Below are 26,678 nucleotides of genomic sequence, written 5' to 3' on the forward strand. Positions count from 1 at the left end.
ATTTAAAATCAATTTTTTTTAGAATTGTTGCCCAATGATAAAATGGGTTTCCCATCCATTCGCTTTTGATTGTCCTGGCAATGTGTCAAAACCGTGACCAAAATCAATTCCCAACAAACCAAATGCGGGCATAAATACACGTAATCCAACTCCAGCAGAGCGATTTAAGGCAAAAGGATTATAGCTTTTGAAATCACGGAATGATGATCCTGCTTCCATAAAAGCCAATGCGTAAATTGATGCCGATGATTTTAACGTTATCGGATAACGTAATTCCATTGAGAATTTATTAAAAACAGTAGCTCCAATTTGTTCCCCTGCCGCATTTACGGGTGTTAATGAGTTGTTAGGATATCCTCTCAGCTGTACTGTTTCTCTACCATCCATAGAATAATTTGCCAGTCCGTCACCACCAAGATAGAAACGCTCAAAAGGCACAACTCCTCTTTCTTGATTGTATGCTCCAAGGAACCCAAATTCAGTTAAAGTTCTTAGTACTAATTTACCATAAATTTTTGTATACCAGTCTGCTTTAAACTTTATTTTATAATATTCCAACCATTTAAAACGCTCTTGATCTACTTTACTGACATTTGTTGCAGCAAGATTGAAGTCCGTTACTTTGTTCCCATTGGTATCAATATAATCTCCTATCTGCACAATGTTCCCATTTGCATCTGGAACATTTAAGCGGTCAACAGTGTTTTTTAATTTGTATTCTTCTTTATCTCCTAAGGTTGAATAATTAACCCCGTTTAGTAAGGAATAAGGAGGGGTTAATTTAGCTGAAATACTAAACTCCGATCCGTACATTGGGAATATTGGATTTACACCCTTATTGCTTCGTGTTAACCCTATGGTGTAAGCCATGTTTCTGGATGTTCCATCTCCAAAGGTAAATAATCCGGTATTGTAATTATTTAAATCATAATGTTGGTAACTTAACGATTGTGACAATACAAAGAAATCATCTGGAACAGTCAGCCTTTTTGCTAGACCAACAGACAACGTCATGATGTTAAAACTTTTGGTTTTATCGGCTCTCTGTGTAATGAAATTATTTAAAAATTGTTTGCTGTACGATAAAGAAGTACTAAACTGTACCGGTTTTTTTCCGCCAAACCAAGGTTCTGAAAAGGAAACACTATAGGTTTGAAAAAATGTACTGGCTTGCAAACGCAAAGAGACTTTTTGACCATCTCCCATTGGTAATGGTTTATAAGCATCTTTATTAAGAATATTTCGTGCAGAAAAGTTGTTGAAAGACAGCCCAAGAGTACCAATGAAGCCACCACCTCCATAACCACCTTGAAGTTCAATTTGGCTGGAACCTTTTTCTACAAGATTGTATTCAATATCTACAGTTCCTGCTCCAGAATCCACATTTTTGAACTTCGGATCAATCGCTTCTGGATCAAAAAATCCTAGTTGTCCAATTTCACGAATGGTTCTTACCAATTCTTCTTTGCTATATTTCTCTCCTGGCTTTGTTCTTAATTCACGATAAATTACGCGGTCATTAGTTTTGTCATTTCCAACCACCGTAATTTTGTTAAAATAAGCAATTGGTCCTTCAGTGATTCGTATTTCAAAATCAATAGTGTCATTGGCCGTTCTTACCTCAACTGCATTTATATTGGAAAACAAATAACCACTGTTTTTATACAAGTTGTCAATATCTTCACCATCAGGTTTAGACGCATCCGCAATTCTTTTTTGCAGCAAAACACCATTATAAGTTTCCCCTTTTTTAACCCCTAATATGCGGCTTAATCCTTGATCAGTGTATACTGTATTTCCTAAAAATTTAATGTCTCCAAAGTAATATTTATTTCCTTCCTCTACATTTATTTTAATAGATAAAGCATTCTTTTCTTTGTCAAAAGTAACGGAATCCGAAAGTATTCTGGCGTCTCTGTATCCTTTTTCTTTATAAGCCGAAATTACTTTTTCTAAATCAGTTTTGTATTTCTCTTTTATAAATTTAGATGCTTTCAAGACTCGAATAAAATTCTTTTGTTTTGTGTCTTTCATCGCTTTACGTAATGCTTTGTCAGACATTTTTGTGTTTCCTACAAAATCAATTTTTTGAATTTTTACTTTATCGCCCTTGTCAATATTGACAAGCATGTTTACTGAATTGATTGTAGATGTATCTTTAACAGTGTTTATATTTACTTTTGTATTGTAATAACCGTCTTTTTTATATTTATTTTCTATGTAGTTTTTTGCAGTGGTAATCAAGTTTTCATTAACTACTTTGCCTTTATTCAGACTGTTGTCTTTTATTAAAGCTTCGGTCTTCGTTTTCTTAACGCCTACAAATTTTACTTGGTTTAATTTGGGCAACTCTACAATATTCAAATCAAGATAAATACTGTCATTTTGCACTTTATTTATATAAAATGAAATTTCATCAAAGAGACCCAGCTTTCCAAGTTTTTTTATAGCAGCACTAATTTCTTCACCAGGAATTGTTATTTCTTGTCCTTTTTGTAAACCAGAGAAAGTTACTACGGTTTGAGAGTTGAAACTGATGTCTCCAACCACGGCTACATCGGCTAAAATGTATTTTTTTCCTTGATCAAAAGGAACTCTTTCTTGAGCTTTAACTTGTGTAAAACTTCCAAAAATCAAAACGGTAAAGACTATTTTTATGCTTTTATTTAACACTAAAAAATTATTTAATTTGTTCACTTGTTTTTCCAAATCTACGTTCTCTTTTTTGATAACTAATGATAGCCTCATATAAATCTTGTTCTTTAAAGTCTGGCCACAATACATCAGTAAAATATAATTCTGAATAGGCAATCTGCCACAACAAAAAGTTACTTATCCTATGTTCTCCACTTGTTCGTATTAATAAATCTACGTCCGGTAAATTTTGCGTGTAAAGATGCTCATTAATAATGGAATCGTCAATAGTGTCTATTGAAATTATATTATTTTTAACTTTACTGCAAATGTTTTTTACAGCTGTAACAATTTCTTCCCTTGAACCATAGCTTAGCGCCAGTGTCAATGTCATTTGTGTGTTGTCTTTCGTTTTATCAATAACATCAAGTAGTTCTTTTTGTGCTGATTTAGGTAATTTTTCTAAATTACCAATAGCATTGAGTTTGATGTTGTTTTTTTGGAGTGTTACAAGTTCTTTTTTCAAGGAATTGATTAGCACTTTCATTAAAGTTTCAACTTCTAATTTTGGTCGGTTCCAATTTTCAGTCGAAAAAGCATATAAAGTAAGAAATTCGATGCCGAGTTTAGCACTGGCTTCGATTATTACTTTGACTGATTTTGTTCCGCTTTCGTGGCCTAAAGCTCTTAAAAATCCCTGTTGTTTTGCCCAACGGCCATTGCCATCCATTATGATGGCTACATGTTTTGGCAAGTTGTTCTTGTTGATCGTCTCTAGTAAATTCATTTTTTTATTCTGCACAATAACAGGGTTTATTCCCAAAGGTATAAGTTAAAGTAACTCCTGAAAAAACATACCAATCATTATTATTTATATTTCCAAATCGGAGCGATTCCAAATTTTTGTTTTCTGAATTACTCCCGTCGATGTTATCTGTCAAAGTATATCTTGCGCCAACTTCTGCAGCCAATATCAAACTAGGGCTAATGTTTGATTTTATTCCTACAGTCATTGGTATTGCAAATGAACTTGTGTTTTCAACTGTGTAAGTTTCTCCGTTCGATACATACAATTCATCATGTCTAAAATAACTTATGCCAGAATGCACATAAGGAGTGATTTTAGTACTGGATTCATGAAGATTAAAATCAAAAAAGTTGAATTCAAGGCCTAAAGATACTTCTTTTATGCTATTTTCAAAACGATAGCCTCTTTGGTTTCTGCCAGCTTCTTTTGAATCTAAATCATTTGAAACGATTCTTGATTGCGTGTACGAAATTCGATACGCATGTCTGGCGCTTTTATTCCATTTATATAGCAATCCAAAGGCGGGTTCATTTGGCGAAACATAAGTAGTAGGGCCAACATCTCCTATAAAATTACTTCCGCCTATAAAAACACCAACCTCATGTATCTGAGCATTGGTGACCATTAAAGGAAAAAAGCAAAAAAATAAATAAAAAATTTTGTTCATTTAATCAAAAATTGCGTGCAAATATAATAATTATCAATTCGATTCAATACCCATTCAGTTAAATGTGTGTTTTTTTAATAATTAACTACTAAACGCACACTAATTAAGTATTAGTTTTACTAAAACGGGGAAAATTGATAGAATCGTATAGCGCTTGATCAAAATGATTTAATTTCTTTTGTCTTCTCCCCAAAGTAGTTTGTTGCGAAGTGTTTTCAAAAATGTTTCTCCGGGAATTTCGACCATATTAATTTGAAAAGGAGTTTTCTTTAAAGTCAGAATCGATTCGTTTTTTACGGAAGTAACTCTGGAATCTAAGGAGATTAAATAGTATTCTTCTCTTCCCGAAACTTTTAAACGAATTTCAGTTTCATCTGGAACCACAAGTGGTCTTGCGGTAAGATTGTGCGGAGCAATAGGAGTAATAACGAGACTTTTTACGTCAGGTGTCAAAATAGGACCGCCGCAGCTCAGGGAATATCCTGTAGATCCTGTGGGTGTCGAGATGATAAGGCCGTCAGCCCAATAGGAATTCAAATATTCGTCGTTCAAGTACGTGTCAATTGTGATCATCGAAGTGGTATCTTTTCGACTGACCGTAATTTCATTCATGGCAAAATTAATTGCGTCAATAGATTCGTTCGGTGGAGTACATGTTAAGCTCAGTAAAGCTCTTTTAGAAATCGTATATTTTTTATCGATGACAAATTGCATAAAAGATGCAATATTCTCTTTTTGTACAGAAGCTAAGAAACCTAATCTTCCCGCATTTATTCCTAGAATTGGTATGCCAGAATCTCTGACTAATGTTGCGGCTCTAAGGATAGTTCCGTCTCCACCGATGCTGATCAGCATGTCAAAACTGGAGTCGAGTTCCGTATGAGATGTGAACGTTTTGTATTTTTTTTCTACAATCTTCCGCTCATTAAGCATCAACAAAAAATGAGATTCAATAATCATCTCTACATTGTTTTTGTTAAAAAAAACAAAGATGTCATTTATGATGGGTTCTGTACTGTTTTGATAATATTGACCGTAGATAGCTACTTTCATCTTTTGTTTAATCGTTTAATGTTGATATGTTTATTTTAGCATTTAATCGATTAAAAAAATAATCGGTTAAACGAAAACTATATATTAAGGTATTTGTCTAAATAGTCAGAACGCTCTTTTAAATTATTGATATAATTGTCTTCTTGATGCTCTGAAATGATTTCATAATTGTATCTTCTAAAAGTTTGGATGATCTCATTCATCGCGCCTAAAGTTATTTTCAAAGTAACTTCAACACTATCAATATCTGCTTCAGAAATAAACAACCCTAAAAGTTTTCCGTTATTGCTTTCTATAATTTGAGTGATTTGACTCATAGAATAATCCAAAACTCCTTTTTTAACAACAATGATTCCGCCTGGCTCTTTTAAAAAGGGTGTTTCATGAAAAAATTTCATGATGTCCTCAATTTCATAATACCCAACATAGGTGTTGTTTTCGTCCAAAACAGGAACTAAATTAGTGTGATTTTTTGCAAAAACTTCCAAAACATCCAGCCACATCGTATTTGTTCTGGTAAAAAAGCCCTCAAGAGTAAATCGATAATCAGCCACTTTTTTATGACTGTCAAAGGTTTCTATGTCTTCGGAGGCAATGCTGCCAATGTAAACTCCCTCTTCAACAATTGGAAAATGTGAAAAGTGTAATTCGCTAAAAAAGTCTTGAACAGCAGCAACAGAATCGAGGCTGTCAATCGCTTTAAAGTCATTGGTAATATATTCTGTAATTTCTGTCATAAATCAGTCGGCAATATTTCATGCAAAATAATCAAAAATAAGCAAAATCTCCTACCTTTTACTTTGTATTTTTGTTCCAAGTAAATACTAGTATCAAAATCAAAAAGTGTTCCAATGACAAAGTTAAGTGTAAACATCAATAAAATAGCTACTTTGCGAAATGCTCGCGGAGGAAATGTTCCCGATTTATTAAAAGTAGCCACCGATATTCAGAAGTTTGGTGCCGAAGGAATTACCATCCATCCCCGCCCGGATGAGCGTCACATCCGCTATCAAGATGCCCGAGATTTAAAGGCAATCGTTTACACCGAATATAATATTGAAGGAAATCCAGAAAAAACCTTTATCGATCTTGTTCTGGAAATAAAACCGACTCAAGTGACTTTGGTGCCAGATGCAATCGATGCCATAACCTCTAATGCAGGTTGGGACACCATAAAACATGCTTCTTATTTAACCGAAATCGTTCAGGAATTTCAACGCAACGGAATCCGAACGTCTATTTTTGTAGATCCAGTTCTCGAAATGATTGAAGGCGCTAAAAAAATTGGAACTGAAAGAATCGAGTTGTACACCGAAGCATTTGCACATCAATACAGTTTAGGAAATCAAAACGGAATTTTACCGTACACACAATCAGCCATTTTGGCAAACGAACTTGGATTAGGAATCAACGCAGGTCACGATTTGAGTTTGGACAACATTCAGTTTTTTAAACAAAACATTCCGGGACTACTCGAAGTTTCTATTGGTCACGCGTTAATTTCCGAAGCTATTTATTTGGGTTTGGATAATGTGGTGAACATGTATTTGCAAAAATTAAAATAGTTTTTTTAAACCATTGTGAAATTAAGAAGGATTAAGTCAAAAGCTTAATGACCTTAATTTCTTAATGGTTTGTAATTTAAATTAAAACGTTAAAATCTAAAATCGTATGCTTTTCTCAAAAATAGAAGGCTCAGGGCAACCACTTTTAATTCTCCACGGATTTCTGGGAATGTCAGATAATTGGAAAACACTCGGAACGCAGTTCGCAACTGATTTTCAAGTTCATATTCTCGATTTACGCAACCACGGACGCAGTTTACATTCAGAAAATTTCAGTTATGAAATTATGGTGCAGGATGTTTACGAGTATTGTCAAGCTCATAATTTAGAAAACATCAACATCATTGGTCATTCTATGGGCGGTAAAGTAGCGATGCTTTTAGCAATGACACATCCTGAATTAGTGGGAAAATTAATTGTGGCTGATATTGGACCAAAATTTTATCCGCAACACCATCAGGATATTTTGGCGGGATTGAACGCCGTTGATTTTTCAAAAAAACCAAGCCGAGGTAATGTCGAAGAAATTATGGAAAAGTATATTCCTGATTTTGGAACCAGACAATTCTTAATGAAAAATTTATTTTGGTTAGAGCCGGGGCAACTCGCGTTCCGATTTAATTTGGCAGTATTTAATCATAAAATGGTTGAAATAGGAATTCCTTTACCGGAGAATTCCATTTTCGAGAAATCGACATTGTTTATTCGTGGAGGAAAATCAAATTATATTCTGGACAGTGATTTCGAGAATATAAAACAACATTTTCCTGATTCAAGCATCGAAACGATTCCGAATGTAGGGCATTGGCTTCATGCCGAAAACCCAACTGAGTTTTACCAAAAAGCAAGTTCTTTTTTGAAATGAAGGTGATAATTTTAAATTTTCACTACATTTATTAAAATTTTAAAATAAAAATCCATGAATTTACTGATCAAAATTCTTATCACTTCGGGCTTAGTATTGCTAATTGCGAATTTTATGCCGGGTGTTCGCGTTGCAGGATTTACAACAGCATTAATCGTTGCAATTGTTCTAGGGTTGCTTAATATTTTTATCAAACCAATATTGGTAATACTTACATTGCCGGTTACAATTATTACTTTAGGATTGTTTTTATTAGTAATCAATGCACTGATGATTTTGTTGTGTACAAAAATTGTAGGCGGATTTAGCGTAGATACGTTTTGGACTGCCTTATTTTTTAGTATTATCTTGTCAGTATTACAGTCTATAATGAATGGAATATTAGGCGAAGGAAAATAAGGAATTGTTTTTAACATGTATTTGTGAGTGAATTAAATTACACTATTTGTTAATTTAATACCTTTGTACTTCTATATAAGATAAACAATGTCGAAAAAGTTTTACATAGTGCTATTAGTTATGCTTGGTTTCTTTATGACACCGAGCGTAGCTTTTGCATGTGGAACAAAAACAGAGAAGGCCTGTTGCAAAAAAGAATCCTCTTCAAAAAAGGATAAAAAAGAATGTTGTAAAAAAGAACAGTCTTCAAAAGACAAGTCTCATGAAGGTTGTAATGGCGCTTGTAAAAGTGTTACTTGCAGCAGTTCAACCGTTTATTTAGGTATGACTGCGTTGTTTTATACCGAATTGAATACCGAACTCTTTAGTTTTTCTACTGAAAAGCAAAATTATTATTACTCAGAAATCTTTATTTCTTCCGATTTCCGTTTTATTTGGCTTCCACCTAAAATAAGCTAAATTCCTTCTGTGACAGCCAAAAAACTGTCTGCTTCAAAGCATTATATGCTTTACAATCATTAATTTTTAAGTCACATTCATTTAAAACATAGTATAAAGTGCTATTTTTTTAATGTTTTTTGTGACTGACTCACTTCCAAATTACGATACAATGAACTCAATAAAAAGAATATTGATGGCAATAGTACTATTGCTATCAGTTACAGGCGCAAGCGCGCAGATTAAAAATGCTACTACAGAAACGGTAAAAATATACGGAAACTGTGACATGTGTAAAACAACGATCGAAACTGCTGGAAATTTTAAAAACCGTGCCAAAGTAGCCTGGAATAAAGACACTAAAATGGCAATACTTACGTACGATCCCACAAAAACAAGTCAGGACGAAATCTTGAAACGCATTGCTTTAGCAGGCTACGACAGTGAAAAATTTCTTGCTCCGGATGCTGTTTATGATACTTTACATGGATGTTGTCAATATGAAAGAGAAGCTAAAGTAGCCGCTACACCAGAAATTAAAAGAGAAAGTACAGCTACACAAATGCATGCAAACCACGCGAGTACTACTACTGTTGCAGTGGTAAAAGATCAAGTAGATACTAAATTAAAAGTTGTTTTTGATGCCTATTTTGTATTGAAAGATGCATTGGTAAAAACAGATGGTAAAGCTGCTTCAACAGTAGCGAAAGATGTTTTGACTGCCTTAAATGAAGTGAAAATGGAGGAACTTGCAATGGATGTTCATATGGTTTGGATGAAAGAAATGAAAAGTGTAATGGCCAATACCAGAAATATTTCTGTGACAGAAGATATCAAACTCCAAAGAGAGTTTTTTATTCCTTTTTCAAAATCGATGTATGAATTGCTAAAAGTGGCTAAATATGAAATGCCTGTGTATCTTCAATTTTGTCCCATGGCTAATGGAGGGAAAGGGGCCAACTGGTTGAGTAAAGAGAATGCAGTTAAGAATCCTTATTACGGTTCTCAAATGATGACTTGTGGAAAAACGGTGGAGACCATTCAATAATTATTTCAATGAAAAATACAATTTTGCTATTCAGTTTAATAGTTAGTGTTTCAACTGCGACTGCTCAACTAAAAATTGGGGCTAATATGCCAGATTTACAGCTTAATAATAAGGAGACCACAATAAGTTTGACTTCTATGAAAGGGAAAACGGTCTTGATTGATTTTTGGGCATCTTGGTGTGCACCCTGTAGATTGGCTAATAAAAAGTTAGTTCCTTTTTATAATTCACATAAAAATGAAAATTTTGAAATTGTTGGCATTTCACTTGATACCGATACAACAAAATGGAGAAACGCTATTCAAAAAGATAAATTGATGTATGAGCAATTGATTGATGCCAAAGGTTTTGATGCTGCATCAGCAGTACTTTTTGGAGTAGAAGAATTGCCTAATTCGTATTTGTTTGATGCATCGGGTAAATTAGTAGCGATCAATCCGACAGAGGAAGAAATAATAGCACAAATAAAAAAATAAAGAACATGAAAAATATAAATTTAAAATTCATCCTGATAGCTTGTTTCGTTTTGATTACCGGCCTAAAATCCTATTCTCAAATCGCAAAAGCCGAAATAATTGCCACTGGATTGACCTGTTCAATGTGTTCTAATGCAATAAACAAACAATTGAAAGCCATGCCCGAAGTCGAGAGCGTTGCTACTGATTTAAATACCAATACATTCACCGTTGTTTTAAAGAAAAACAATTCCTTAAGCCCAAAAGTATTAAAAAACAGTGTGGAAAAGGCAGGTTTCTTTATAGGTTCGATGGTCTTGACAATGGTCTTTGACAATTTAAAAATTGAAGATAACCTTGTCGTTAAAAAAGAAAATGCAACGTTTATTTTTGTTGATTCTAAATCAAAAATAGGGAGTGAAACAACTAGAGTGCAAGTCTTAGACAAAGGGTATGTAACCCAAAAAGAGTATAAAAAATTAGAGAAATCATTTTCAAAATATGCCAGTTATGCTGCAGGAAATGAAAACGACTTCCATTTGAAAACAATCTAATATGAATTATTTGCGTTTTATTTTCCTGTTCCTGTTTGCTTTTCAAGTACAGGCACAAGAGTTATTTGTTGTTACTGAACCGGCAAGTAATATGCCAACAGGTTCTGTAGGAATACGATTAGGACAGTCATTTATGAAAGAGAATTTCCGGTCCGGCTATGGTTACCAAGTATCGCCAGAAATAATGTGGGGAGTAAATAGAAATTTAATGGTCCATGCAGCTGCATATTTAAGCAACAGTAGTAATCAATTTACTGCCGAAGGTGGCAGTTTGTATGCTAAGTACCGCTTTTTTTCTGTTGATGATATCCAGAGTCATTTTCGAATGGCAGTTTTTGGAAGGTACAGCCGGAATAATTCGATTATTCGCCAAGAAGAAATTGAAACAATGGGGAATAATTCGGGTTATGAAACGGGTTTGATTTTTACTCAATTAATCAAAAAAACAGCGATTAGTTCTACAATCAGCTTTGAGAAAGCATTAGACAATAAACCGGATTACAATTTTCCCTTGTTTCAGAGCAGTAATGCTATAAACTATTCGCTTTCATTTGGAAGGTTGATGTATCCAAAGAAATATACCAGTTTCAAACAAACGAACGTGAATGCAATGGTGGAGTTTGTGGGGCAAACATTATCGGACAATGGACGGTCCTTTCTTGATGTAGTACCCTCCATACAGTTTATAATTAACAGTCAGGCAAGAGTGGATGTGGCCTATAAAAAGGAACTGTATAGTTCGATGCTTCGATCGGATCCTAATGGATTTTATTTAAAACTGGAATATACCTTTTTTAATGTTTCACAATAAAACACACAATAATTAAATAGTTAATAAATTTATTAAATGAAAAATATAATAGTATCAATCGTAACACTGGCATTAGTTTTAGTTTCTTGTGACCAGAAAAATAAAGAAATTAAAGATGTTAAATCAGGGACTAGCCAAACTACATCGGAAATGTATGCGTGTTCAATGCATCCTGAGATTACAGGTGTAAAAGGAGCTGAATGTTCTAAATGTGGAATGGAACTCACCCAGAAAGCGGCACAAGATTCAGATTTGCAAAGCACTGTATCCGCTAAAAAGGAATCCAATGCAGATACAAAAACTTCAACAGTGACACAATCTTCATTTACAATTAATGAAATAGTAAAAGATTATTTACAAATTAAAAATGCATTAGCGAAAGATGATTCGAAAGGAGCAGCCACCGATGGAAAAGAATTATATGCTACTTTGAATAGTATAAATGCCAGTAGTATAGATCCAAAATTAAAGGCTGAATATCTTAATATTGCTGATGATGCAAAAGAGCATGCAAAACATATTGGTGATAACGTTGGTAAAATTGACCACCAAAGAGAGCATTTCGTAATGTTGAGTAAAGATGTAAATGATTTAATAAAAACTTTTGGCACCGATCAAAAATTGTATCAGGATTTTTGTCCTATGGCAAATGAGGGTAAAGGAGCTATTTGGATAAGTGAAATCAGGGACATAAAAAACCCGTATTATGGTTCGGAGATGCTAACTTGTGGTTCAATGAGAAAAGCGTTGTAAGATGGAAAAAAGCATCAAGAAAATATTTTTTGTAGCATTAATTATTTTTTTATTGATGCAACTGTATCAACCGGTTCGAAATGTGAATCCCGAGCAAGACATGACTGTCGATTTTACAAAAGCGTATGATGTGCCTAATAATGTGGCAACAATATTAAGAACATCTTGTTATGATTGTCATAGTAATAATACCGATTATCCTTTTTATTCTTATGTTCAGCCAGTACGTTTTTTAATGGAAAAACATATCAAGGAAGGGAAAGAAAATTTGAATTTTAATGAGTTTGGCACATACTCCAAGCGAAAGCAGGAAAACAAATTAGATGCAATTGTAAAACAAATAAAATCCAACGAAATGCCTTTGGTTTCGTATACGTTATTTCATAAAAATGCAAAACTATCATCTAAGCAAAAAAATGAAGTAGTGGATTGGATTGATAAAACGATTGGCAGTTCAAACAATGAATAGTAAGAGAAGCATAACTTTTAAACTCTAAGTCAAAAGAAATAGAATTGTATAACATCAAAGTGATGACTATAAAACCGGTCATTCTTCAATTAAATTGAAATCGTTGTTTCTGCAAGGATACATAGAGGTCCAAAAAAACCTTTTTTTTAATTGATAATTAGTAAATTATATAATTTATATAGACAAAACTACAAGGGTTTGGAGACTGTTTTTTGTAATTTTATAATGCAGAAATTAATCTGCAATTAATAAATTAAAACAATGAAAAAATTATTTTTTTTAGCCCTAATGGCGGCTGTAGTAATGGTTTCTTGTAACCAAAAGAACAAAGAAAATTCAACAAATGATTCTATTATGATGGACGATACTTCAACAATGAAGAGTTCTGATGGTACTAAGATGAGCAATGATTCAATAGAATTGAAAAATAATGCTAAAACCTATGCCTGTTCGATGCATCCTGAAGTTCAAGGTAATCTAAATGATAAATGTTCAAAATGCGGAATGAAATTAACAGAGCCTGTTCCTGTAACTGAAGCAAAAAAATAACGCTACAACGTATTTAATCGAATCAATCGTACACTCCAAAAAAGTGTAAGGTTGATTTTATACACAGTCAAATGAAACATACGTATTCAATTATCGGAATGTCTTGCGACGGTTGTCGTTCCAAAGTCGAAAAAACATTGAATGCTATCGATGGAATTCAAGCAACAGTTACTTTGGATCCACCAATGGCAACGATAACAATGGATGAACACATTCCCACTGCTCAATTGCAGGAGGCATTGACAGCTGCAGGAAAATATACAATAGCAATGAATAAAGGGGTTGATTCTCATGAAACAATTGAAAAGCCAATGGAAAAATCCTGTTGCAGTTCGGATAAACCGCAAGAGAAATCGATAGTTACTTTACCCAGTAATGCACAAGGCAAATATTATTGCCCGATGCATTGTGAGGGCGAAAAAGTCTATGATAAACCGGGAAGTTGCCCAGTTTGCGGAATGAATCTAGAAAAAGTTCCAGAATTGAGTGTTGCAAAAACAATGTACACGTGTCCCATGCATCCCGAAGTAATCAAAGAAGGCCCCGGTTCTTGCCCTATTTGTGGAATGGATTTAGTGCCAATGCAACCTACCGATTCTGAAGAAAATAAGGTGTACAATGACTTGGTGCGTAAAATGAAAATAGCAGTGGTTTTTACGGTTCCTATTTTCATTATTGCCATGTCAGATATGATTCCGAATAATCCATTACTGAAAATTATGGATGCTTCAAAATGGAATTGGGTACAACTAATTGTATCGCTTCCAGTCGTTTTTTATGCGTGTTGGATGTTTTTTGAGCGCGCTTGGAAATCCATCAGTACTTGGAATCTCAATATGTTTACCCTTATCGGAATTGGTACAGGAGTGGCGTTTTTATTTAGTTTAGTCGGAATGTTTTTTCCTGATATTTTTCCAAATGAATTTAAAACGCATAATGGAACGGTTTCGCTGTATTTTGAAGCGACAACTGTCATACTAACATTGGTTTTGTTGGGACAATTACTCGAGGCCAGAGCACACAGTCAAACAAGTGGAGCCATAAAAGAATTGTTGAAATTAGCACCCACCGAAGCCACTTTAATTGTTGATGGAACTGATACAGTAATTTCAATTCACGACATTAAAAAAGGGAATCTATTGCGTGTTAAACCGGGAGATAAAATCCCGGTCGATGGAAAAATTACCGATGGAGAAAGTACCATTGATGAATCGATGATTACAGGGGAACCCATCCCTGTGGATAAAAAAATAGGTGATAGTATTAGTTCCGGAACAATCAACGGGAACAAATCCTTTGTGATGATTGCCGAAAAAGTGGGTTCGGAAACCTTGCTTTCACAAATTGTACAAATGGTTAATACTGCCAGTAGGTCTAAAGCACCCATCCAAAAATTAGCGGATAAAATCGCTAAATATTTTGTGCCAATTGTTGTTTTTGTATCGGTAATCACCTTTTTTGTTTGGGCACGATTTGGACCGGTACCCGAACTGGTGTATGGATTTATCAATGCTATTGCGGTATTGATCATTGCCTGTCCGTGCGCTTTGGGATTGGCCACACCTATGTCAGTAATGGTTGGTGTTGGGAAAGGGGCGCAATCCGGAGTTCTGATAAAAAATGCCGAAGCGCTCGAAAATATGAATAAAGTAAATGTTCTCATTACTGATAAAACAGGAACAATCACCGAAGGAAAACCTTCTGTTGAAAAAGTATTTTCCCTGAATAATGCCGAAAATGAACTATTGCAAAGTATCGCTTCCTTAAATCAGTATAGCGAACATCCTTTGGCGCAAGCCGTAGTCAATTTTGCGAAAGCGAAAGAAGTTGCATTAATCGAAGTAAACGATTTTGAAGCCATTTCAGGAAAAGGAGTTGTTGGTACAGTGACCCATAAAAAAGTAGCGCTCGGAAATAAAAAATTAATGGAACAGGTGAGTGCTACGGTTTCTGCAGAATTAGAAAATAAAATTATTGCTGAACAAAAACTAGGGAAAACAGTTTCTTATATTTCAGTTGACGGAATTGCTGTGGGATTTGTGTCCATCAGTGACGCTATAAAAGCAACAAGTGTTGAAGCTATAAAAGAATTAATTCGTCAAGGGGTTGAGGTCATTATGCTTACCGGAGATAATGAAAATACCGCAAAGGCTGTGGCAGCAGAACTGAATTTAACGTCATTTAAAGCGGGTTGTTTGCCAGAAGACAAGCTTAAGGAAATTAAACGACTGCAATCCGAAGGGAAAATTGTAGCCATGGCGGGCGATGGAATCAACGATGCTCCAGCTTTGGCGCAAGCTGATGTCGGCATTGCGATGGGAACCGGAACGGATGTGGCGATAGAAAGTGCGAAAATAACGTTGGTGAAAGGTGATTTACAAGGAATCGTCAAAGCCAAAAACTTGAGTCATGCGGTGATGAAAAATATCAGACAAAATTTATTTTTTGCCTTTTTCTATAATGTACTTGGAATTCCAATTGCCGCAGGTGTTCTGTATCCTTTTTTTGGGATTTTACTTTCACCAATGATTGCGGCTTTGGCCATGAGTTTCAGTTCGGTTTCCGTAATTGTGAATGCGTTGCGATTGCGTGGTTTAAAACTTTAAACAAAAAATATTAAAGCGTTTCTTAGAAAATTAAAAAACATGAAAAGTACTATACTACTACTTGTATTCCTGATGATTATTTCTCCTTTTGCAAAAGCAGAAAATAAAAATGGAATTACCATTTCCAGAAAAGCATCCATTTTTCAAACGCAGCCTGTAACGTACACTTGTGTGATGCACCCAGAAATTCATGCGAATAAACCCGGAAAATGTCCCAAATGCGGGATGGATTTAATTAAAGAGAAAGCAAAACCAGTAAAAAAAGCAGTTGCCAAAAAACAAGTGCCAAAAGCAATTGTTAAAAAGCAAATCCCGTTGCGAACCAGCGTGAATCAAACCAAAGCGGCAAGTGCGGATGCGCATCAAAATCATGTGGCTACTCCTATAGACAGCATCACAGTGAAAGCCGAGCCCGTTAAAAGAACAGCGAAAAATGCACCGCCTAGAACGGTTCGGTATGATTTATATGTTCGCGATACCATTGTCACTTTTGGCGATACGCCTAAAAGAGCAATTGCCGTAAACGGACAAATTCCGATGCCAACACTCACATTCACCGAAGGCGATATTGCCGAAATTTATGTGCATAATGAGTTGGATGAAGACACTTCGTTACACTGGCACGGATTGTTTTTACCTAATAAAGAGGATGGTGTGCCCAATTTGACCCAAATGCCAATTAAACCCCATACAGTACACAAATACACATTCCCGATTATTCAACATGGAACGCATTGGTACCACAGTCATACTGGTTTACAGGAGCAAATAGGGATGTACGGTTCTTTTGTGATGAATAAAAGAAATGAAGATCCAACTTTTAGAACAGGAATTGATGATTTACCAACGGTCCCAATCATTTTGAGTGAATGGACGGACTTAAATCCGAAAAATGTCCATCGGATGTTGCACAATGCCACGGACTGGTTTGCGATTCAAAAAGGAACTACGCAAAGCTATGCCGAAGCCATAAAAGCGGGACATTTTAAGACCAAGGTTGCCAACGAATGGAAACGAATGAATGCGATGGATGTAAGTGATGTGTATTACAATAAATTCCTTATTAACGGGAAAAATGAAAGCCAGCTTTCGCAATTCAAGGCGGGAGATAAAGTGAGGTTGCGGATTGCCAATGGCGGCGCCTCTACCTATTTTTGGCTGACGTATGCCGGTGGAAAAATTACTGTTGTGGCCAGTGATGGAAACGATGTGGAACCAGTTGAGGTGGATCGTTTGATTGTTGCGGTATCTGAAACCTATGATGTTGTCGTGACTATTCCTGCCGATAAGACTGCTTTTGAATTTTTAGTCACTTCGGAGGATCGGACAAAATCCGCTTCGTTGTATTTAGGAGATGGAATAAAGCAATTGATATCGCCTTTGCCTAAGTTAAAGTATTTTGAAGGAATGAAAATGATGAACGGCATGATGAAAATGAATGGGGATTTAGATGATATGGGCATGAAAATGTCGCTGAATCAAATGGACATGAATGTAGTGATGTATCCTGAAATCACCGGGCCAATAGATTCTAAAGAAGGAACACAGAAAGAAGTTGAAATGGATCATTCGTCTCATGATATGGGAAAAATGAAAATGGGGGAAACCGCTCCGAAAATGGATGGAATGAAAATGACGGAGGAGGATTATAATAGTAATGCGCTATCTGACATTACTACGTTGAATTATGCCATGCTGAAATCACCCACTAAAACAACCTTGCCAAAAGACGCACCGGTAAAAGAATTGCGGTTTGAATTGTCTGGTAACATGAATCGCTACGTGTGGAGTCTGGACAATAAAGTAGTTTCGGAAGCCGATAAAATTCTAATTAAAAAAGGAGAGAATGTTCGAATTGTACTTTTCAATGGCTCCATGATGCGCCACCCGATGCATCTACACGGACATGATTTTAGAGTCTTGAATGGTCAGGAAGAGTTTGCTCCCATGAAAAATATCATTGACATTATGCCCATGGAAACCGATACCATTGAGTTTAATGCGAATGTCAAAGGCGATTGGTTTTTTCATTGTCACATTCTCTATCACATGATGGCGGGAATGGGTCGTGTTTTTAGTTATGAAAATCAAGAGCCCAATCCTTTGATTCCAAATCCAAAATTAGCGCAACGCAAATTATTCGCCGATGACAGGGCTTTTCATGTGATGGCCGAAAATGATTTTGCCACCAATGGAAACGATGGAATGCTGATGATTCAAAACACACGTTGGAGTATTGGTACTGAATGGCGTTTAGGTTATACCGATCATCACGGTTATGAAACTGAAACACACATTGGACGATACATTGGGAAAATGCAATGGTTAATGCCGTTCATTGGTTTTGACTGGCGGTATCGCAAAATGGAAATGGGAGCAATGGAAGAAAATCTTTTTGGTCAAACCAATACCAAAGACAATCGCGCTGTATTCAGTGCCGGAGTCGAATATACGTTGCCAATGCTCATCAAAGCACAAGCTGAAGTCTATACCGACGGGAATTTCAGGTTGCAATTTGAACGCATGGATATTCCGGTTTCCAAAAGATTGCGCATGAATTTAATGTGGAATACCGACAAGGAATACATGGCGGGTTTGCGGTATATTGTCAAGAGAAATTTCGGAATTACCACGCATTACGACAGTGATATGGGAATGGGTTTTGGATTGAGTTTGAATTATTAAAAACGGAATACTTTGTTTTTTGTAATTTTGAGAAAAATATAGTAGTATGTTACAACTTTCAGAAATCTGGATTTATCCTGTAAAATCATTAGGTGGAATTAAATTGCAAGAAGCTCAAGTGACTGATCGGGGCTTGGAGCACGACCGCCGTTGGCTGTTAGTTGATGAGAACGGAATGTTTCTGTCGCAAAGGGAACATCCGGAATTAGCTCTTTTTCAGCCTGAAATTACAGGAAATTTTTTGAAGATTACACATCGGGTACAATTAGATACGATACAACTTCCGCTGCAGCAATCTTTTTCGGAAACCGAAACTAAGATTGAGGTGATGGTTTGGGAGGATTCCATTCAGGCGTATGAAGTCGGTTCGGTTATTTCAGATTGGTTTTCCCGAATATTGGGATTTTCGGCTCGTTTGGTTTACATGCCCGAGGAAAGTCATCGAAAAGTAGAGACTAAATACGCAGTGACGGAAGCCGATATTAATTCTTTTTCGGATGGCTATCCTTTTTTGTTGATTGGTCAATCATCATTGGATGATTTGAATTCGCGTATGAAGGAAGTACTGCCGATGAATCGGTTTCGACCTAATTTTGTTTTTACTGGCGGTGACGCTTATGAAGAAGATTCTTGGAAAGAATTTACAATTGGTGAACTGACTTTTTTTGGCGTGAAACCTTGCGGAAGATGCGTAATGACAACGGTAGACCAAGAAAAAGGTGAGACCTCAGGAAAAGATCCTTTGCTGACTTTATCAAAATACAGGACAGTGAGGAATAATGTGTTGTTTGGACAAAACTTGATAGGTTCTGGAACTGGTTTTGTTACTGTTGGTGATGCTATTGCCGTTTTGATTTCTATTTAAGTTCCATTTTTTCTTCATAAGATAGACTTAAAATTATTAGTAGCTCATTATTGTGGGCGCAAAGAGAAGATTGCACAGCTTGTTTGTTGGAAATGTGTGAATTATAGAATCATTACCAAAAATTGTATTACATTTTTGCAAATGTATAGTGTTATTTTTGCTTCTTAGGAACAAATTATTCAAACCATCACTCAAAATTATTTACAGGAATAACTACTTGTTGGTTTCTTTGTTTGGGCAGTAGGAACAACTGTAAAAGGAGTTTAAATATTCTAGAATGAGAAACAAGTATTAATATAAAAAACATATAAAATGTCAGAAAAAAACAAAAAACAATTTGGTGTTTGGATGGATTCACATCATGCAACTATTGTAGGAAGAGAAAATGTAGATTCAGGAGAGTTCGTAATATTAGGTCACGAAAAAGTTGACGGACAAGGTCGTAATTCAAGCGAAAACGCAGCAAACAATGCTGAAAGAGATTTACTTCATAAACTATTCAAAAACATTACTGCTCATATGCAAAATGTAGATGAATTGCATGTGACGGGAACTGGTACTGCACAAGAACAATTTATTAAATATTTGAATGAGACTCCACAGTATAAAAATGTCGAGACTAACGAAAGTACTTCTAATAAAATGGATGATGAAAGTTTAATTGAATATGTAGCTGCACAGTTCAACTAATCGCTTTAAAAAAAACCTATTTTTATTGGTTAAAATGGAATGCCTCCAAAAAAGCAAACGCTATTTGGAGGCATTTTTATGGAGAGAAAAGTCAGAGAAGACGATGAATTTATTCTTTGAATCTTTGCGGAGCTGGGTGTTTTTTATTCTTTGTGTTCACATGTGGCGCCTTTAGCATTAGATTTTAGATTTGTTCTTTGAAAAATCAGCTTGTTAAAAACAATTGTATTATTGGTAGGCGTTATTACTGAAATGATTACAATTTACAAGTTCAGTACAGGCTGTTTTTATTGGAAGGTTTTTGGGTTTGGCTTTGAGTATCTCAAAAATAGTGCTATTTTTGTACCCGAAATAGAAAAAAAAGGCCCGTTCGTCTATCGGTTAGGACGCATGGTTTTCATCCATGTAAGAGCGGTTCGATTCCGCTACGGGCTACAATTTATAAAGACAATCTTAAAAAGCCTCGAAAATTATTTTTCGAGGCTTTTTTTAGTATCGGTTTTGGCTGTTATTTTTGTATTATTGGCTCATCATTGTGGGCGTAAAGTCAGAGACGTTTGCGCAGGGTCTACAACAACTTTATTCTTTAAATGAACACTTTGCGGAGCTGGGCCTGCTGTTAGCGATAATTTATTCTTTAATACTTTTTAATCGCTGATCAAACATCATTTTTGAAGTGCTTACGACCTTAATTTTTGATGAATCTGGATGAACAGGGTTTATTAAATAATTAAATTCTTTTGGTACGATACTACTAGGGACTTTTAAAATGGCAGCTTCATTGTAATTTACGAAATCATCACCGATGGTTTGAGTAGTTAAAGATGGTGGTTTTGAATTCCAATCATTTGGTAAATCTTCCAGCTTTACTTCCTGTATAGTAATTCCATCGGGTACTTCAATTTCGACATAAAAACGATCATCTGGTAAATCCTCGCTTAAATCTAAATGAACAGAAACTTCCAATGTTGCTAGAGCTCTAGTTTCAGCAGTATAAACAATGCGAGTATTAAGACTATTCCATCGATAACCTTCTGAAATTGAAGCACCTACTCCATTTAACGTAGTGTTTAAATATTTTTCACGTTCAATTCTAAATACTATCATTACGCTAAATTTCCGAATTCTAAGCGATTCAAACTAAATTTAACCTCGTTAATACCGGTTATTGTGTCAAGCATATTTTCGGGTGAGCTTCCCCCAATGGACAAGTTAGGTTTCTTTAACCAGCGTTGAAATTTTTCTTCCTCGTTATTGAAAACTTCCAAGCCATAGTCAATTAACTCGTTAATTAGAATCACTAATTCACTATTTCTACTGTCCAAAAGTAAATGTTCGCTTTTTTTCTTATTATATGTAGTTTGTGGAATCCCAACTATTGCCAGAACTGACTTTATTGGATTATTAAGTCTTTTGCTAATTAATTCAATTGAATCATATGGAATGCCAGCTCTGATGACACTAACACGCTCAAGCTTATTGTTCCATTTATATTCCTTGCCATCAAAACTGAATAAAGATTTTCTAATATTTACAGCGTTACCAGATGCTTTTTGGACACTTCTTTTAGTATCGAACGGCTTTGTTCTATGTGTGACTTTTCCCATAACACAACTTATTTACTGTAAACATACAATATTTTTGTTGTTATAACGAAAAAATTCCAATATAATTATCACTAATTCGTCAAAATTTCAAAGCAATTTTATATTGTCGCATTCCACAGCCCGCGTGAAGGATGGCAGTGAAAATCCTTTTATGAAGCGAAGCGCAATAAAAGATTACTTCACAATGTTTTTAATTTTTAGCGGAGTTCAGTGAACTTCGTTTGTAACGTACAGCCTGTCCCTCCGTCTCGTCTTTTGGGACGAGACGGAGGGACACGCCCAAATTATTTTCCTTTTCGGACCTGTGATTTTGTCAAATAACTGGTTAAAATTCAAAATGGTAAAATGCTTGTTTGGGTTGGAAAAATTTTATAATTTTGCAATCCAATTTTATTATGTAAATTAAAGAAGAAGATGGATATTAAAAGAGTAGCAACAGACGCTGTAACTGAGACAATTGTAATGACAGTTGTTCACATGGATTACAAAGGACAAGTAGCAAAAAGAATAAACGAAAAAATGCCTTTGGCAACTGTTAAGGGATTTAGAAAAGGAGCGGTGCCTAAAGATCTTGTTGAAAAACAATACGGTAAAGGGATTAAACAAGAAGAAGTTCAGAAAGTTGTGGATTTAGCTTTAGAGCGTTTCGTACAATCAGAAAGATTAAACCTTCTTGGAACGCCACTTGCTAAAGTAAACGAAGATTTTTCTTGGGATACTGAAGAATTGGTTTTCGAGTACGAAATTGGTTTAGTGCCAAACTTCGAATTGGATTTAGAAGCTAAAAATGACATTGTAAAATATGTAGTTTCTGCGGATGATAAATTGATCGACGGTCAAGTAGAACGCATCCAAAAACAATTTGGAACTGCAATACCTCAAGAGGTTGTTGCTGCAGATTCTGATGTAACAGGAACTTTCACAAACGAAGAAAAAGGAATTAATAACGCTACCACTATTGCTGCGGATCTTTTCAAAGACAAAGCGACTTTTGATTTATTCATTGGTAAAAAAGTAGGAGATGTAGTGACTGTAAACACTAAAGGTTTATTTGAAGACGACCACCAATTGATGGACGTGATGAAAGTAAATCATGATGACGTTCACGGTTTAGAGGTTGATGTAAACTTCACAATCGAAGCGATCAATACAGCTGAATTGGCTGAATTGAACCAAGAATTGTTCGACAAATTGTTTGGAGCTGGAACTGTTTCTTCACTTGAAGAATTGAAAGCTAAAATCAAAGAAGATGCTGAAACTCAATTTGCACAACAAGCGGACCAAAAATTATTAGGGGATGTTACGGAGTTTTTAATCGAAAGTACAAAATTTGATTTACCTTCTGAATTCCTTAAAAAATGGTTGCAAACGGTAGGAGAGAAAAAATTGTCTCCTGAAGAAGCTGAAGTAGAATATGCACGTTCTGAAAAAGGATTGCGTTTTCAATTGATCGAAGGTAGAGCAATGGCTCAATCTGATATCAAAATCACTTTCGAAGATTTGAAAACATTCACTACAAAAAATATCCGTCAACAAATGGCGCAATTCGGGCAAGCAAATCCTACTGACGAAGAAGTTCAAGGAATTGTGGCTAGAGTTTTGTCTAACCAAGACGAAGTAAAAAGACTTTCGGACCAAGTTGTTGCGGAGAAATTATTGGAATTGTTCAAAGAGAAAGCAAATCCGACTACTAAAGAAGTAACTTATGACGAATTTATTGCTGCTTCTTACGGAGAATAAATAGGAGTCTGTAGCTCGTAAAGTCGGAAGTCAAAAGCCCTAAGAGGGCCAGAGATTATTAAAATTTTATGATTTGATTACAGATACGAAACAATAAAAAATAGTTATATTTGAGCGTCAGAAAAAAAATATTTTTTGACGCTCTTTTGTTTCAATTAGTTGCGGGAGCCAATCCAGCTGTACGGTACAAGTTTTTTCTTCCGTTTCCGTTTTTTTTATTCCTGCAAGAGCTTCTTTCAGTCGCTTTGCAAGAATAAAAAAACTAAAAAACGGAATTCAAAAAGCTTTTTACTCCCATCTGGGCTAAAAATAAGACATATTGACATCATTTAGAATTAGGTATGACCTTTGCAATAAATCGAATCACAAGATATTACGTAAAACTTAGAACAAAAAAATATGAACTACGGTAAAGAATTTAAAAAATTTGCTACAAAAGACCACGGTGTAAACTCGATGTATTACGATAAAATCGTAGGCGCAATGACTCCTAAAAACATGACTCCCTATATCATCGAAGAACGTCAGTTGAATATTTCACAATTAGACGTTTTTTCCAGATTGATGATGGACAGAATTATATTCCTTGGAACAGGAATAGATGACCAAATCGCAAACATCGTTCAGGCACAGTTGTTGTTCCTGGAGAGTGCCGATGCTTCTAAGGACATTCAAATTTATTTGAACTCTCCAGGAGGTAGCGTTTACGCAGGATTGGGAATTTATGACACCATGCAATACATCAAACCAGATGTAGCAACAATTTGTACCGGAATGGCAGCTTCTATGGGAGCAGTACTTTTATGTGCAGGAGCTGCAGGAAAACGTTCGGCATTGCCACATTCAAGAGTAATGATTCACCAACCATCAGGTGGAGCGCAAGGAGTGGCTACAGATATGGAAATCAACTTACGTGAAATGTTGAAACTGAAAGATGAGTTATACAAAATTATCTCGCACCACTCTGGACAAACTTTCGATAAGGTTCATACAGATAGTGAGCGTGATTATTGGATGATTGCCGAAGAAGCAAAAGCATACGGAATGATTGATGAGGTTTTAATAAGAGGATAAAAATAGTTACAAGTTTAAGGTTTAAAGTTTAAGGTTGCTACGGGAACTTTAAACTTTAAACTTTTTAAACTTTAAACAAAAAAAGAATGGCAAAAGTAGTATTAGAGTGTTCGTTTTGTGGAAGAAAGAAGCCAGAAACCCAATTGTTGATTGCTGGTATCAATGCACATATTTGTGATAAATGTATCGAACAAGCACACGGAATTGTTTTAGAAGAATTAAAATCCGGCGGAAGTTCAAAACTGGTTGGAGATTTGATTTTGAAAAAACCAAAAGAAATTAGAGCGTTCTTGGATCAATATGTAATTGGACAAGATCAAACTAAAAAAGTAATGTCGGTTGCGGTTTACAATCACTACAAACGTTTGATGCAACAGCAATTAGACGATGAGGTCGAGATTGAAAAAAGTAACATCATCATGGTGGGACAAACAGGAACAGGAAAAACATTAGTGGCTAAAACCATTGCAAAAATGTTAGATGTACCTTTAGCTATTGTAGATGCGACAGTTTTAACAGAAGCAGGTTATGTTGGGGAAGATGTCGAAAGTATTTTGACGCGTCTTTTACAAGCTGCTGATTATGATGTAGCCAAAGCCGAACGCGGAATTGTATTCATTGACGAAATAGATAAAATTGCCCGTAAAAGTGACAATCCATCTATTACACGTGACGTTTCTGGTGAAGGGGTACAACAAGCATTATTGAAATTATTGGAAGGAACGGTTGTAAATGTGCCACCAAAAGGAGGACGCAAGCACCCGGACCAAAAATTTGTTGAGGTCAATACACAAAACATTTTGTTTATTGCCGGTGGTGCTTTTGATGGTATCGAAAGAATTATTTCGAAACGATTGAACCGTCAGGCTGTGGGTTATTCTACCTCAAAAAATGTGGATAATATTGACAAAGACAATTTGTTGCAATATATTATTCCAAAGGACATCAAAGATTTTGGATTGATTCCGGAGATTATTGGTCGTTTGCCCGTATTGACACACATGGATCCTTTGGACAGAGAAACCTTGCGTGCGATTTTGACACAACCTAAAAATGCGTTAATCAAACAATACGAAAAATTGTTTTTGATGGATGAGGTAACTTTTACCATCACAGACGAAGCCTTGGATTTTATTGTGGATAAAGCATTAGAATACAAATTAGGCGCACGTGGATTGCGTTCTTTATGTGAAGCCATCTTAACCGATGCGATGTATGAATTGCCAAGTTCTGATGATAAAACATTAGAAATCGACGTAGATTATGCAAAAAAAACGTTGAATAAAAATTTATTGAAACGTTTAGAAATTGCATCATAATTTGAGTTCTGATAAAGATTAATTTTAATCTTTTCTAAAAATAGTAAACCTGCTCATTCATTTGAGCAGGTTTTTTTTATACTTTTTTTAAAGCTATATTCTTGATTATAAAAGAGAAACGACTTTAAATATTTTGTAAATTTATAGTCCGAAATTTAAAAAAGAATCGTGAAATGATAACAGTACAAGATACAATAAACGCTTCAATTGAAAAAGTCTGGGAATTATGGACTGCACCGGAACATGTCATGAAGTGGAATAATGCCTCTGATGATTGGCATACTCCTTTTGCAGAAAATGACTTGAAAGTGGGAGGGAAATTTAAATATACCATGGCTTCAAAAGACGGTACAATGGGTTTTGATTTCGAAGGAATTTATACGAATGTGGTGAATCCTTCTTTAATAGAATACGAAGTGGTAGATGGGAGAAAAGTGAAAATTATTTTTGAAAGTCAAAAAAACGGCGTGGTGCTTATAGAAAAATTTGACCCCGAAACAGAAAATTCTGAAGAAATGCAGAAAAATGGCTGGCAGGCAATTTTAGATAATTTTAAAAAATATGTTGAAATTTCAACCCTTTAAAAACAAACAAAATGACAAAGCAAATATGGCTTAATTTGCCGGTAAAAGAGGTGGCGAAATCAAAAGCATTTTTCGCTAAAATAGGTTTTTCTTTTAATGAAGAATACGCTACTCCGCAATCAACATGTCTGTCAGTTGGATCTACTCATTTTGCAGTGATGCTTTTTGAGGAAGCGATATTTGAAGGTTTTGTGCAAAATAAAATCACAGATACACAATCAAGTTCCGAAGTATTAATTTCAATTGATGCCGAAAGTAGAGAAGAAGTGGATGAATTTGCTAAGAAAGTAGAAGAAGCAGGCGGTGTAGTTTTTTCTAAACCTGCCGAAATTCAAGGTTGGATGTACGGTTGTGGTTTTGCAGACCTGGACGGACATCGTTGGAATATGTTATACATGGATTTTAGTAAAGTACGAAAACAGTAGGATTTAAGTTAATCT

The 26,678-nt window shown here is 35.3% G+C and carries 27 protein-coding genes and 1 tRNA gene; 21 read left to right on the forward strand and 7 right to left on the reverse strand.

Features of this window, described 5'->3' with window-relative positions:
* Positions 1–18: 18 nt before the first annotated feature.
* From ACNQGD_RS01280 to ACNQGD_RS01300, 5 genes are all read right to left on the reverse strand, one after another.
* Entirely contained in the window at positions 19–2,748 is a 2,730-nt protein-coding gene (locus tag ACNQGD_RS01280; RefSeq protein ID WP_417998033.1) for a BamA/OMP85 family outer membrane protein, read from the reverse strand.
* Entirely contained in the window at positions 2,681–3,421 is a 741-nt protein-coding gene (locus ACNQGD_RS01285; RefSeq protein ID WP_417995953.1) for an isoprenyl transferase, read from the reverse strand. The genes ACNQGD_RS01280 and ACNQGD_RS01285 overlap by 68 nt, the downstream gene beginning before the upstream one ends.
* Positions 3,422–3,425: 4 nt before the next feature.
* Complete coding sequence (porG, locus tag ACNQGD_RS01290) at positions 3,426–4,109, reverse strand: type IX secretion system protein PorG (protein ID WP_417998034.1); 684 nt, start codon at positions 4,107–4,109, stop codon at positions 3,426–3,428.
* A gap of 168 nt (positions 4,110–4,277) precedes the next feature.
* Positions 4,278–5,162, reverse strand: a complete 885-nt coding sequence (locus ACNQGD_RS01295) for an NAD kinase (RefSeq protein WP_417993410.1) — start codon at positions 5,160–5,162, stop codon at positions 4,278–4,280.
* Between the two features lie 77 nt (positions 5,163–5,239).
* On the reverse strand, positions 5,240–5,899 hold the full coding sequence (locus ACNQGD_RS01300; protein WP_417998035.1) for a CBS domain-containing protein: 660 nt from the start codon (positions 5,897–5,899) through the stop codon (positions 5,240–5,242).
* A 114-nt stretch (positions 5,900–6,013) separates the two neighbouring features.
* Between ACNQGD_RS01300 and ACNQGD_RS01305 the strand changes: the two genes are divergently transcribed.
* From ACNQGD_RS01305 to ACNQGD_RS01380, 16 genes are all read left to right on the forward strand, one after another.
* Complete coding sequence (locus ACNQGD_RS01305; RefSeq protein WP_417998036.1) at positions 6,014–6,727, forward strand: pyridoxine 5'-phosphate synthase; 714 nt, start codon at positions 6,014–6,016, stop codon at positions 6,725–6,727.
* A 106-nt stretch (positions 6,728–6,833) separates the two neighbouring features.
* A complete protein-coding gene (locus ACNQGD_RS01310; protein ID WP_417998037.1) occupies positions 6,834–7,592 on the forward strand; it encodes an alpha/beta fold hydrolase in 759 nt (252 codons plus the stop codon).
* Between the two features lie 54 nt (positions 7,593–7,646).
* Positions 7,647–7,991: a phage holin family protein gene (locus tag ACNQGD_RS01315; RefSeq protein WP_131990228.1), complete on the forward strand. Its 345-nt coding sequence runs from the start codon at positions 7,647–7,649 to the stop codon at positions 7,989–7,991.
* A gap of 87 nt (positions 7,992–8,078) precedes the next feature.
* Complete coding sequence (locus ACNQGD_RS01320) at positions 8,079–8,450, forward strand: hypothetical protein (protein ID WP_417995958.1); 372 nt, start codon at positions 8,079–8,081, stop codon at positions 8,448–8,450.
* A 151-nt stretch (positions 8,451–8,601) separates the two neighbouring features.
* A complete protein-coding gene (locus tag ACNQGD_RS01325) occupies positions 8,602–9,477 on the forward strand; it encodes a DUF3347 domain-containing protein (protein WP_417998038.1) in 876 nt (291 codons plus the stop codon).
* 8 nt (positions 9,478–9,485) lie between these two features.
* Positions 9,486–9,953, forward strand: a complete 468-nt coding sequence (locus tag ACNQGD_RS01330) for a TlpA family protein disulfide reductase (protein WP_417998039.1) — start codon at positions 9,486–9,488, stop codon at positions 9,951–9,953.
* Positions 9,954–9,958: 5 nt separating this feature from the next.
* Positions 9,959–10,486, forward strand: a complete 528-nt coding sequence (locus ACNQGD_RS01335) for a heavy-metal-associated domain-containing protein (RefSeq protein ID WP_417998040.1) — start codon at positions 9,959–9,961, stop codon at positions 10,484–10,486.
* A gap of 1 nt (position 10,487) precedes the next feature.
* Positions 10,488–11,297: a hypothetical protein gene (locus tag ACNQGD_RS01340; RefSeq protein ID WP_417998041.1), complete on the forward strand. Its 810-nt coding sequence runs from the start codon at positions 10,488–10,490 to the stop codon at positions 11,295–11,297.
* A 36-nt stretch (positions 11,298–11,333) separates the two neighbouring features.
* Positions 11,334–12,050: a DUF3347 domain-containing protein gene (locus ACNQGD_RS01345; RefSeq protein ID WP_417998042.1), complete on the forward strand. Its 717-nt coding sequence runs from the start codon at positions 11,334–11,336 to the stop codon at positions 12,048–12,050.
* Between the two features lies 1 nt (position 12,051).
* Complete coding sequence (locus tag ACNQGD_RS01350) at positions 12,052–12,519, forward strand: heme-binding domain-containing protein (RefSeq protein ID WP_417998043.1); 468 nt, start codon at positions 12,052–12,054, stop codon at positions 12,517–12,519.
* A gap of 261 nt (positions 12,520–12,780) precedes the next feature.
* Positions 12,781–13,068 (forward strand): heavy metal-binding domain-containing protein, encoded by a 288-nt coding sequence (locus tag ACNQGD_RS01355; RefSeq protein ID WP_417998044.1) that lies wholly within the window; start codon positions 12,781–12,783, stop codon positions 13,066–13,068.
* Between the two features lie 71 nt (positions 13,069–13,139).
* Positions 13,140–15,674: a heavy metal translocating P-type ATPase gene (locus tag ACNQGD_RS01360; RefSeq protein WP_417998045.1), complete on the forward strand. Its 2,535-nt coding sequence runs from the start codon at positions 13,140–13,142 to the stop codon at positions 15,672–15,674.
* A gap of 39 nt (positions 15,675–15,713) precedes the next feature.
* Positions 15,714–18,359: a multicopper oxidase domain-containing protein gene (locus ACNQGD_RS01365; RefSeq protein ID WP_417998046.1), complete on the forward strand. Its 2,646-nt coding sequence runs from the start codon at positions 15,714–15,716 to the stop codon at positions 18,357–18,359.
* A gap of 46 nt (positions 18,360–18,405) precedes the next feature.
* On the forward strand, positions 18,406–19,224 hold the full coding sequence (locus ACNQGD_RS01370) for an MOSC domain-containing protein (RefSeq protein WP_417998047.1): 819 nt from the start codon (positions 18,406–18,408) through the stop codon (positions 19,222–19,224).
* 312 nt (positions 19,225–19,536) lie between these two features.
* Positions 19,537–19,914, forward strand: coding sequence for a hypothetical protein (locus ACNQGD_RS01375; protein WP_417993425.1), 378 nt, complete (start codon positions 19,537–19,539; stop codon positions 19,912–19,914).
* A gap of 363 nt (positions 19,915–20,277) precedes the next feature.
* Positions 20,278–20,349, forward strand: a tRNA-Glu gene (locus ACNQGD_RS01380).
* 195 nt (positions 20,350–20,544) lie between these two features.
* On the opposite strand, the gene ACNQGD_RS01385 is transcribed toward ACNQGD_RS01380, so the two are convergent.
* Both ACNQGD_RS01385 and parS read right to left on the reverse strand, forming a co-directional pair.
* Positions 20,545–21,021, reverse strand: a complete 477-nt coding sequence (locus ACNQGD_RS01385) for an RES family NAD+ phosphorylase (protein WP_417998048.1) — start codon at positions 21,019–21,021, stop codon at positions 20,545–20,547.
* Entirely contained in the window at positions 21,021–21,521 is a 501-nt protein-coding gene (gene parS / locus ACNQGD_RS01390; RefSeq protein ID WP_417998049.1) for a type II RES/Xre toxin-antitoxin system antitoxin, read from the reverse strand. Before parS ends, ACNQGD_RS01385 begins: the two co-directional genes overlap by 1 nt.
* 414 nt (positions 21,522–21,935) lie before the next feature.
* On the opposite strand from parS, the gene ACNQGD_RS01395 reads away from it, so the two are divergent.
* The 5 genes from ACNQGD_RS01395 (at position 21,936) to ACNQGD_RS01415 (ending at position 26,663) form a co-directional block, all read left to right on the forward strand.
* Positions 21,936–23,261: a trigger factor gene (locus ACNQGD_RS01395; protein WP_417998050.1), complete on the forward strand. Its 1,326-nt coding sequence runs from the start codon at positions 21,936–21,938 to the stop codon at positions 23,259–23,261.
* A 399-nt stretch (positions 23,262–23,660) separates the two neighbouring features.
* Entirely contained in the window at positions 23,661–24,335 is a 675-nt protein-coding gene (clpP, locus tag ACNQGD_RS01400) for an ATP-dependent Clp endopeptidase proteolytic subunit ClpP (RefSeq protein WP_073351820.1), read from the forward strand.
* Between the two features lie 86 nt (positions 24,336–24,421).
* A complete protein-coding gene (gene clpX, locus ACNQGD_RS01405; RefSeq protein WP_417998051.1) occupies positions 24,422–25,654 on the forward strand; it encodes an ATP-dependent Clp protease ATP-binding subunit ClpX in 1,233 nt (410 codons plus the stop codon).
* 173 nt (positions 25,655–25,827) lie between these two features.
* The gene (locus ACNQGD_RS01410; RefSeq protein ID WP_417998052.1) at positions 25,828–26,238 is read left to right on the forward strand and encodes an SRPBCC family protein; all 411 of its coding nucleotides are present in this window, start codon (positions 25,828–25,830) and stop codon (positions 26,236–26,238) included.
* A gap of 11 nt (positions 26,239–26,249) precedes the next feature.
* A complete protein-coding gene (locus ACNQGD_RS01415; protein WP_417998053.1) occupies positions 26,250–26,663 on the forward strand; it encodes a VOC family protein in 414 nt (137 codons plus the stop codon).
* Positions 26,664–26,678: the final 15 nt, after the last annotated feature.

Source organism: Flavobacterium glucosi (assembly GCF_048286535.1).
Classification (GTDB): domain Bacteria; phylum Bacteroidota; class Bacteroidia; order Flavobacteriales; family Flavobacteriaceae; genus Flavobacterium.